The 9,488-nt window shown below is 72.8% G+C and carries 13 protein-coding genes; 7 read left to right on the forward strand and 6 right to left on the reverse strand.

The window, feature by feature from the left end; genetic code table 11:
* Both VIP82_RS18240 and VIP82_RS18245 read right to left on the reverse strand, forming a co-directional pair.
* A partial coding sequence (locus VIP82_RS18240) for an AAA family ATPase (RefSeq protein WP_331911211.1) occupies positions 1–1,248 on the reverse strand: 1,248 nt, incomplete at its 3' end.
* Positions 1,245–2,405, reverse strand: a complete 1,161-nt coding sequence (locus VIP82_RS18245; RefSeq protein WP_331911213.1) for an exonuclease SbcCD subunit D — start codon at positions 2,403–2,405, stop codon at positions 1,245–1,247. The genes VIP82_RS18240 and VIP82_RS18245, both read right to left, overlap by 4 nt.
* A 106-nt stretch (positions 2,406–2,511) precedes the next feature.
* Between VIP82_RS18245 and VIP82_RS18250 the strand changes: the two genes are divergently transcribed.
* The 4 genes from VIP82_RS18250 to VIP82_RS18265 all read left to right on the forward strand — a co-directional run bounded on the left by VIP82_RS18250 (position 2,512) and on the right by VIP82_RS18265 (position 4,732).
* A complete protein-coding gene (locus VIP82_RS18250) occupies positions 2,512–2,985 on the forward strand; it encodes an 8-oxo-dGTP diphosphatase (protein WP_331911215.1) in 474 nt (157 codons plus the stop codon).
* Between the two features lie 124 nt (positions 2,986–3,109).
* Entirely contained in the window at positions 3,110–3,670 is a 561-nt protein-coding gene (locus tag VIP82_RS18255; RefSeq protein WP_331911217.1) for a hypothetical protein, read from the forward strand.
* Position 3,671: 1 nt separating this feature from the next.
* Complete coding sequence (locus VIP82_RS18260) at positions 3,672–4,403, forward strand: alpha/beta fold hydrolase (RefSeq protein ID WP_331911219.1); 732 nt, start codon at positions 3,672–3,674, stop codon at positions 4,401–4,403.
* 110 nt (positions 4,404–4,513) lie between these two features.
* Positions 4,514–4,732, forward strand: a complete 219-nt coding sequence (locus tag VIP82_RS18265) for a hypothetical protein (protein WP_331911221.1) — start codon at positions 4,514–4,516, stop codon at positions 4,730–4,732.
* A gap of 4 nt (positions 4,733–4,736) precedes the next feature.
* Here VIP82_RS18265 and VIP82_RS18270 read toward each other — a convergent pair whose 3' ends face one another.
* The 4 genes from VIP82_RS18270 to VIP82_RS18285 all read right to left on the reverse strand — a co-directional run bounded on the left by VIP82_RS18270 (position 4,737) and on the right by VIP82_RS18285 (position 6,477).
* The gene (locus tag VIP82_RS18270; protein ID WP_331911235.1) at positions 4,737–5,183 is read right to left on the reverse strand and encodes a DUF1622 domain-containing protein; all 447 of its coding nucleotides are present in this window, start codon (positions 5,181–5,183) and stop codon (positions 4,737–4,739) included.
* 56 nt (positions 5,184–5,239) lie between these two features.
* Positions 5,240–5,845: a hypothetical protein gene (locus VIP82_RS18275; RefSeq protein ID WP_331911223.1), complete on the reverse strand. Its 606-nt coding sequence runs from the start codon at positions 5,843–5,845 to the stop codon at positions 5,240–5,242.
* The gene (locus VIP82_RS18280; protein ID WP_331911225.1) at positions 5,845–6,084 is read right to left on the reverse strand and encodes a hypothetical protein; all 240 of its coding nucleotides are present in this window, start codon (positions 6,082–6,084) and stop codon (positions 5,845–5,847) included. Before VIP82_RS18280 ends, VIP82_RS18275 begins: the two co-directional genes overlap by 1 nt.
* Before the next feature lie 99 nt (positions 6,085–6,183).
* Positions 6,184–6,477, reverse strand: coding sequence for a GNAT family N-acetyltransferase (locus VIP82_RS18285; RefSeq protein ID WP_331911227.1), 294 nt, complete (start codon positions 6,475–6,477; stop codon positions 6,184–6,186).
* Between the two features lie 560 nt (positions 6,478–7,037).
* Between VIP82_RS18285 and VIP82_RS18290 the strand changes: the two genes are divergently transcribed.
* The 3 genes from VIP82_RS18290 (at position 7,038) to VIP82_RS18300 (ending at position 9,411) form a co-directional block, all read left to right on the forward strand.
* A complete protein-coding gene (locus tag VIP82_RS18290; RefSeq protein ID WP_331911230.1) occupies positions 7,038–7,781 on the forward strand; it encodes a winged helix-turn-helix domain-containing protein in 744 nt (247 codons plus the stop codon).
* A gap of 51 nt (positions 7,782–7,832) precedes the next feature.
* Complete coding sequence (locus VIP82_RS18295) at positions 7,833–8,843, forward strand: DNA-3-methyladenine glycosylase family protein (protein ID WP_331911231.1); 1,011 nt, start codon at positions 7,833–7,835, stop codon at positions 8,841–8,843.
* A 151-nt stretch (positions 8,844–8,994) separates the two neighbouring features.
* Positions 8,995–9,411: a VOC family protein gene (locus VIP82_RS18300; protein WP_331911233.1), complete on the forward strand. Its 417-nt coding sequence runs from the start codon at positions 8,995–8,997 to the stop codon at positions 9,409–9,411.
* Positions 9,412–9,488: the final 77 nt, after the last annotated feature.

Here is a 9,488-nt window from a genome sequence, read left to right on the forward strand (position 1 = left end):
GTCGAGGGCGACGATGTCGGTCTCGAGCCGCGCCGCCTCGGCCGAGGTATCCCTGACGTGCGTCTCGCCCTCGGTGAGGGCGGCCTCATGCGTGAGCGCCGCGGTCCACACCGCGAGGTCGCCGGTGAGGCGCTCCACGAGCTCGGCGAGGTCGGCGTGCTCGTCTGCGCCGCCGGCGGCGACCCGCCGCCACGCAGCCTCCGCCGACGCGACGGCGGCTTCACTCGCCGCGGCCGCGTCGTCCGCGGCCAGTGCGGCTTCGAGAGGCGCCCGCAGCACCTCGGCCGCGCGGGCACGCTGCAGTCGCCAACGGTCGATCGCGATCTGCGCGCCGGCCTCCTCGAGCACCGTGAGGCGTTCGTGCGCGCGGCCGAGCTCCTGCTGTGCTTTCGACAGGGCGACCCGCTCCGCATGCGCGGCCTCGGCGGCCGCGCGTGCCTCGTCGGCACTCGCTCGCTCACGCCGAAGCGTGTCGAGGCGATACGCGGCACGCTGCTCGCCGAGCTCGACCGCGGCACGGCGGGCCGCGAGATCGACCGACGCCGCCACCTCGCCGGGCTCCGCTGCGACAGGCTCCTGCGCCGCGATGAGGCGCTCCGCCTGGTCGAGCAGGGTGCGCGCGCGTTCGCCGAGCGCGTCGAGCTCGTGCTGCGCGGCCTTGCTGCGCTCCCCCAGCTCGCGCGCGTACTCCTCGTAGCGCCGGGTCCCGAAGAGCGCACGCAGCAGCGACTGGCGTTCGCCACCGGAGGCGAGGAGGAAGCGCGAGAACCGGTTCTGGGCGAGCAGGATGACCTGCTGGAACTGCTGGGCGTTGAGCCCCAGCACCTCGTCGAGCAGCAGGCCGACGTCGCGGGGCTTGCCGGCCCGGCCGATCCAGACGCCGTCGACGAGCTCTTCCAGCTCGGCGCGCGTCGCCTCGGTCGTGAGTCCCCCGCCGCGGCGCGACGGGCGTTGGTACTCCGGGGCGCGGGTCACCCGCCAGCGACGGTCGCCGACGGTGAACTCGAGGCGCACCTGGGTCGGATCCTCCGGCTCGCAGTGGTCGCTGCGCAGCCGCTTGTCGCCGGAGTCGTAACGGGGAACGCTGCCGTAGAGCGCGAAGCAGACGCCGTCCAGGATGCTCGACTTGCCAGCTCCCGTGCGGCCCGCGATGAGGAAGATGCCGTCGCGCTCGAACGCCTCGAAGTCGACGCTCTGCCGTTCACGGAACGGCCCGAAGCCCGTGAGCTCGAGGTGGTGCAGCCTCACGCCTTCGCCTCCACGCGGGTGCGCTCGTCCAGCAGCTCGCCGACGAGCTCCGCCTCACGCACCGACGCACCCTCTCCGTCGCGCACGTGGGCGAGGAAGGCGTCGACGAGCTCGGCCTCGTTGCGGGCGGTCCGCACGCGCTGGGCATACGTGCGGGCGTCGTCGGTGCGCGCCGCCGCCGGCGCGTGGCGGACCTCGGCGCAGTGCGGGAAGCGCGCGAGCAGCCGGCGCATCGGGTCGCGCTGCGGCAGCGGGTCGGTGTACTCGGCGCGCACCCAGTCGCCCGCGTGACCGGCGAAGCGCTCGTCCGCGAGCAGCTCGTCGAGTGTCGCCGTCAGCGTCACGAGAGCGCGGGGCACGGGCAGCGGCAGCCACTCCACAGCGGCACCGTCGGCAGCGAGGCCGTCGGCGTCGAGCTCGATGAGCCACGACCCGCGGGGCTTGTGCCCCTCGTCGAAGCTGTAGTGCAGGGGCGCACCGGCGTACCGGACGCGCGGCGAGAGCTGCTGGCGGCCGTGGATGTGACCGAGCGCCATGTAGTCGACGCCGTCGAAGATCGACAGCGGCACGATGTCGAGTCCGCCCTGCTGGATGTCGCGCTCGAGGTGGGGCGTCGGCTCCACGCCCGCGGCGAAGCAGTGCGCCACCGCGATCGACCGCCCCCCGCGGCGCGCGGCGTCCGTGCGCACGAGATCCATCGCGTGGGCCAGCACGTCGGCCTGGCTGCGCACCCCCGGCCAGACGCTGCGCAGCAGCACCGGCTCGAGATACGGGATGCCGTAGACGTGGACGGGGCCGTGCTCGTCCGTGACGGTCACCGGCGTCCCCACGGTCGCGGGCTCGGTGATCACGTGCACACCGTCGCGCAGCAGCGCGGACTGGAACCCCAGACGTGCGGCCGAGTCGTGGTTGCCACTGGTGACGACGACCGTCGCACCCGCGTCGGCGAGGCCGCGCAGCGTCTCGGACAGGAGCGTGTAAGCGCCTGCGGCCGGGGTCGCGGAGTCGAACACGTCCCCTGCGACGATCACGAGGTCCACGCCATGCTCGCGCACCTGCACGACGAGGGAACCGAGCACACCGCGCAGCGCATCGAGCGTGGCGTGGCCGTGGAACGACCGCCCGATGTGCCAGTCCGAGGTGTGCAGGATCCGCATGCTCACACGGTACGTTCGGCCCCTGACATCCGCGGCGAGGCAGGCCGCACGGCGGCGAACCGCAGCCTTCCCGGTCGCCCGGCCCGCGTGCGCGTACCCTCGATCCATGTCCTTGCCCGAGGTCTGCGTCGTCTATCTGCTGCGACGCGGTCCGACGGCCGCCGAGGTGCTGCTGGGCGACAAGCGCACGGGGCTCGGTCAGGGCCGGATCGTCGGCATCGGCGGCAAGCTCGACCCGGGTGAGTCCGCCGAGGAGGCCGCCGTGCGCGAGGTCATGGAAGAGGTCGGCGTGCGGGTGGCGGCATCCGATCTGCACCTCGCCGGCACGATCGACTACCACTTCCCCACCCGGCCCGCCTGGTCGCAGCGCTCGACGGTGTTCGTGTGCCGGCGGTGGGTCGGCGAGCCCGTCGAGACCGACGAGATCACGCCGCGCTGGTACGCGCTCGACGCGGTGCCGTATCCCCGCATGTGGGACGACGCCTCGCGGTGGCTGCCGGGCGTGCTGCGCGGCGGCGCGGTCGACGCCCGCTTCACCTTCGGCGCCGATCTGTCGACGGTGGTGCTGAGCGCGGAGTGAGGACTGGCGGCCGCCGCCGATCCGGCGATGCCGGCACGCAGCGCGCGACCACTGCGCGCACGCGCCGGCCGCGGCTTCGGCGGGGCGCCCACCCGCCGAGGCCGCGTTCGACGTATCGTGAGACATGGCGCACAACGCAGACACCGCACCCCGATCCACCGTCGTGGCGCTCGTCGGTGCCGACAGCGATGAGCTGCTGACGGGCCTGGCCGACGTTCCGGCCCTCGTCGCACTGTCGCTGCGCGAGGCGCAGCCCGCGGTCGCAGCGCACCTGGTCGCCTCCGTCTCGACCCCCTACGTGGTGCACGATGCCGATCCGCTCGAGCACGTCGCCGCCGCGTGGGTGGAGCTGTACGAGGAGCGCTGCACCCTCGGCTCGCTCGAGACCGAGGTCGGGGTGCTGCTGTCGCTGTTCGAGTCGGGTGAGGCGGTCATGCCGGACTACTACGTCGTGGCGGGGCCTGAGGCGATCGAAGGCACCTGGCGGCACTGGTGGCTGGGCGCCCTGGCTCACCACGCGCCGTCCCGGGTGCTGCCGGTCGAGGCGTCCGGCTCGGCCCTGCGGGCACGCCTGCGGTCGCTCCCGGCGTCGCGGCCGTGGCCGGAGCCGTCGGCGTGGCTCCCGCGCGTGCACTTCGACATCCCCGACCGCGTCGGACTGCGCGATCAGCCGGGCACCGCCTGACGTGCCGAGAGTCGAGGAGTTCGCGCACGCCGGCGCGACGATCATCGCCGAGCGCCGGGGTCACGGCGAGCGCGTGTACCTGCTCGTCCACGGCATCGGCATGGGCCGCGCCGTCTTCGCGGACCTCGCCCGCCACCTCGGCGACGGCGAGGTCATCGCCCTGGACCTCCCCGGCTACGGCGAGGCTCCCGAGCCCGCACGGGTGCTCACCATCGAGCGCATGGCCGATCTCGTGGCCGCCTATCTCCACGCGCGGGTCGGCGTTCCCGCCGTCGTGGTGGGGCATTCGATGGGCGCGCAGATCGCGCTCGAGGTCGCGGTGCGGCATCCCGCGGTGGTCGACCGCATCGTGCTCGTGGGGCCCACCGTGGATCCCTCGGCCCGCACCGCGCCGAGACAGCTGTGGCGGCTGCTCCGCGACATCGCCGTCGAAAGTCCCCGCGTGATCGCGCTCGGCGCGCGGGAGTACGTGCACGCGGGCCCGCGGATCCGCGCCAAGTTCCGCGCCATGCTCGCTCACCGGCCCGAGGACGTCCTCGCCCGCGCACACGTGCCGGCGCTGGTGCTGCGCGGCGAGGACGACCTGGTGGCTCCGCAGGACTGGTGCGTCCGCGTCGCCGAGAACCTCCCCGACGGTCGCCTCGCCGAGGTGCCCGACCACGGTCACGAGACGATGATCCGGGATGCCGCACCCGCCGCGCGCCTCATCCGGACGTTCGCCGGAGAGGCCTGAGCCCTGTCGTCGGACGGCCGCGTTGCGACGGAATCCTGCCATCCGTCCGCGACCCGGCAATGTCGGAGCCCCCGCGTAGGTTCAGTCTGTCGGAACCAACGGAGGAAACCATGTTCGCTGTATACGCCGCCGAACAGCAGTACCGCCACGACACCTGGACGCGGGAACGCGAGCACGCGCTCCTCGCCTCGATTCGCGAGCGGAAGATGACCGCCACGCACCGGATGCCGTCGATCCCCGTCGCCGCGCGCCCCGCGCGCGTCGCGTGGCCGCGGCCTATCGGCCTGCGCGCGGCCGAAGAGTGCACCACCGCGTGCGCGGTCGCCTAGATCGTCAGCCGGCGCGCGGGTCCGGAGTCGCGGACCCGCGAGCGGCTGACGCCTGCTGTTCCGCCGTGCGATCGCGCGCGACGGCATCCCCGATCATCTGACCGCCGCTGCGCAGCAGCGCGCGACGCCACGGAAGGGTGCCCTCGATCTCGATCTGGATCGAGATCGAGAGGATGGTGCGGATCAGGACGATCAGACCCAGGATCGCCGCGTCCTCCAGAGACGGCTTCGAGGTGATGGTGCGGATCAGGTCCGCCGCTACCAGCACCTCGAGCCCGAGCAGGATCGCGGCGCCGAGCGTGGTGCGCAGCACGGTGAACGCAGCCTGTCCGCCCTCGTGGCGCGCGAGCGAGCGGGCGCCCAGTACGAGCGCGACCGCGAAGCCGACGATCATCGCGGCGGCGCCGACCGCCTCGAACCCGACGGCGACGGCGGTGAACAACGTCTCCATCTGCACGCGCCCAGCCTAGGGCCGGGCGCGTGCACGATGAGTGGGGGATCGCGGTCTCAGCCGGACGTGTCGCGTCCCGGCTGCTCCGGGCTGTCGGCATCACCGGTGGACACCTGGCGCGCGAGCTCCTCGATGTCGTTGTCGGGAAGGTCCACCCCCGACTGGCTGAGGCGCTGGCGCAGCACCTCAGCGATCCTCTCCATCGGCTCGGTGCCGACGTCGGAGCGCGTCTGCGCGACGATGCCCGCCACCTTGTCGACGTCGGACGCGTTGTTCTGCGACATGGCCGGCAGGCGCTGCTCCTGCTCGGTGCCGAGGCCGCCCGGAGTCTGCTGGGCCTGGCTGGCCGTCAACGTGTCGCGGCCCTCGTCGTGGCCGTGGTGGTCGTCGCCGTCCACGACGCCGATGCCCACCGCCTCATGGCTCGGCTCGCCGGCCGGTGCCGCCGGAGGCTCGGCGCTCGGCTGTCCGCTCGGCGGCGCTTCGGTCGCCGAGGGAGCGTTACCCGCGTCGTGCGCCGGCTCGCTCATGGTCGGCGGGGCAGCGGGCGCCTCGTCGCGGACGGGCTCACCGGCCGCGGGAGTGTCCTGCGCCCCGTCGGCGTCGCCGCGATCGGGGTAGTTCACGCCTGTCTGCTCGTACTCGTTGCCGGTCTTACTCATCACGGCTCCTCGCTTTCGGTGCTGTCTGCCACCAGATCGGGATCGGCCCCCTGCCGGGCCACCTCTCCCTCGACGGGGTCGTCGGGCTGCAGTGCGGCATCCGTCAGCAGGTCGGCTTCCGTCGCCGCGGCGCTGCGCTCGCGGGACTCGCTGTCGCCCACTGCGTCCCAGCCGCCGGCGGGGTCGGCGTTGATGACACCCTCGGGCAGGTCGTTCTGCGTAGACCGATCTCGTTCCATCGAGTACTCCTCTCGTCCATCCCCAGCCTCCGTCACCGCGGAGTGCGACGACATGGGCTTGACAAGAGGATCCGACGCCGTCGGCGGCCCCGGCCGCCGCTAGGGACGCTGATTCAGGATGCCGCGGCGCGAGGGGTTCGCCTCGAACCAGTCCGCGACGTACCAGCACACCGGCACGACCTTCCGGTCTCCGCTCTGCTCGAGCTCCTCGATCGCCCGCTCGACCAGCTCGCCGGCGTAGCCGTGGCCGCGGAACGTCGGCACGGTGTAGGCGCGCGTCATGGCGACGGTGCGGCCGTCGTCCCGGTAGTCGAGCACGCTGACCAGGTCGTCGCCGCGGTGCAGCGTGTACCTCGAGGCATCCGTCTCTTTCTGGAAACGCAGCTCATTCACCCGCACAGGCTACGCCCGGCAGGGGTGCCCGGGACGCATCTCGACCGACGTTCCGGCGATCGCTCAGCGTGCATGCAGAAAGCGTCCGGCGGCCCTGTTCCTCGAGCGGGATCGACGCGACAGCACCGCCGCCATGGGGATTGAGCAATCTGTCACATTCCGAAACGATCGGGGCTCGGCATGCGTGCGATTTGACGTATTCCGACAAAGTCGGTCATAATCGGCCACATGACTGACAACGCGCTGTATCTGTCCGCCCGGGAGGCGAACAGGACTGCCGGCATGATGATGGCCGGTCGCGTTGCCATGTGTTGTCGAATGTGCCACTAGCACGGTGACCCCCGTCGGACTCCTCCTCCGCTTCTGAAAACGGATCGCACGGAGTCCCCCGAAGCACCGGTTTCGTGCGTCGATCACGCGCACCCGGACCCGCTTCGCACACTGCCCAACGTCGGGCACCGGCCTCCATCGGCCGACGGCCTCATCGCCTCCGACGATCCGGGCCGCAGCACATCCAACCCGGTTCCGCTCTCCGGGTTCCTCCCGCAAGGACCATCATCATGTCGACCACCGCTCTCCTCGACCGTCCCACCACCGCTCCCGTCCGCCACCTCCGCGCCGTGAACACGCCGGCCGCGGTCGAAGCACCCGCAGCGCCGGCCGCCGAAGGCGCTCAGGCGTCTCGCGCTCTTCCCGCCGGCACGGCACCGCGAGGCTTCGCCCTCTACGTCGGCCTCGACGAGGCCAAGGCCGCCGCGTCCGGCGTCAGCCTGGGCGTCCTCGTAGACGCCCTGCGTCGCACGATCGCCGAGCTCGCGCCGTCCGCCGAGACCTACGCCACCGTCGCCCTCGCGCCGGTCGGCGCCGGCGGCCGCGACGTCGATGTCGTGCGCCTCGCCCTTCACGAGCCGTCGGCGGTCGCCCGCACCAAGCAGGAGGAGCCGGAGGACGAAGACCCGTCGACCGGCGGCGTGGTCGTCGACATCTCGCGCAAGCGCGTGCTCATCGACGGCGAGTCCGCGGCCTTCACCTTCAAGGAGTTCGAGCTGCTGCAGTACCTCGTGCTCCGCGAGGGCCGCACGATCGAGCGCACGGAGCTCGTCACTTCGCTCTGGCAGGGCACGACCGACGACGACGCTCCCGGCGAGCGCACCATCGACGTGCACGTGCGGCGCCTGCGCGCCAAGCTCGGCCGGTACGAGGACATCGTGCGCACCGTGCGCGGTGTCGGCTACCGGTTCGACCGCCACGCCGACGTCGTCATCCGCTACGGCCACGGCACCCCGTCGCCCGACCGCTTCTGAGCGCCGCGCCTCCGGCACGGACGTCGGAGGCCGGGGCGTAGGGTGGGCGGCATGACCACCTCGCTCTCGCGCATTCCTCGGGCGAGGGATGCCGAGCGCTTCGGTCAGCCTGCCGCCACGACCCGCGACCCCCGCCCGGACCCGGGCCGGCCGCTCGAGACGGAGTACCGGCCGCGGCATCCGCTCGACCTTCGCCGCACCGTGCTGTCCCAGCGGCGCGGTGCCGGCGACCCGACCATGTCGGTCTCGGGGGCGGTCATCTGGCGCGCGAGCCGCACTCCGGCGGGCATCGCCACCCTCGCGATCCGCGAGACCCATCCCGGCGTGATCCGGGGCGCCGCGTGGGGGCCCGGTCGCGAATGGGCGCTGTCGCAGCTGCCCGCGCTGTGCGGCGCGGACGACGACGCCGCCGACTTCGACGCGACGCGGCATCCGCTCATCGCGGACGCGCACCGCCGCAACCCCGGACTCCGCCTGTCGCGCACGGGTCTCGTGTTCGACGCGCTCGTGGGCGCGATCTTCGAGCAGAAGGTCACGGGCATGCAGGCGTTCGCCGCCTGGCGGCGCGTGGTCACCTGGTGCGGCGAACGCGCGCCCGGCCCGACCCCGGCACCGATGTTCGCACCGCCGACCGTCGACGGCTGGCAGCACGTCCCGTCGTGGGTCTGGCATCGCGCCGGGCTCGAGCCTCCCCAATCGAAGACGGTCGTGCGGGCCGCTCGCCGCGGCGATGCGATCGTGCGCACCGTGCTCGCCGCCGAGGACGGCGAGGCCGTCGATCGTGTGCTCGTCAGCCAGCACGGCATCGGCCCTTGGACCTCGGCCGAGATGCGCATCCGAGCGCTCGGCGACCCCGACGCCGTCAGCGTCGGCGATTACCACCTCGCGCACGAGGTCGGCTTCGCCCTCACCGGACACCGCGTCGACGACGACGGCATGCTGCGGCTCCTCGCCGCCTGGCCCGGTCAGCGCCAGCGTGTGATCCGGCTGATCGGCGCGAGCGGCGTGCGCGAGCCCCGCCGCGGCCCGCGCCTGCACCCCGAGGACCACCGCGCCCGGTGAGCCGCGCGGCCCGCTGCCGGCCGTGAACCGCGAGCTCGCCGTCGCTCCGTGAGCCGTGCCGAGGGTCCTTGTGGATGTCGGAGGCCCCGGCCACACTGGGACGCGCCACGCGGCCGGGCGCGGCATCCACCATCCACTTCAGGAGTTCGACATGCCCAGCCTCAACCCGTATCTGTCCTTCCGCAACGAAGCCCGCGAGGCCATGACCTTCTACCAGAGCGTGTTCGGCGGCGAGCTCGACATCTCGACGTTCGGCCAGTTCGAGGGCATGGTGCAGGACCCCGCCGAGAACGACCTCGTGATGCACGCGCAGCTCACCAGCCCCGACGGCTTCGTCCTCATGGGCGCCGACACGCCCACCGGCATGCCCTATGAGAAACCGGCCGGCATCTCGGTCTCGGTGAGCGGTGACGACGAGGCCGCGCTGCAGGGGTTCTGGCACAAGCTCGCGGACGGCGGGACGATCACCATGCCGTACGACACCCCGCCGTGGGGCGGCCGGTTCGGCATGCTCACCGACCGCTACGGCATCGACTGGATGATCGCGGTCAACGCGCAACAGTCCTGAGCGGGCGACCGGGCCCCGGCGCGTCGCCGGGGCCCGGTCTCGGGTTCGCAGCACGGCCTGCCGCCCGGCACGGCCTG

Source organism: Microbacterium sp. (assembly GCF_036566905.1).
Taxonomy (GTDB): domain Bacteria; phylum Actinomycetota; class Actinomycetes; order Actinomycetales; family Microbacteriaceae; genus Microbacterium.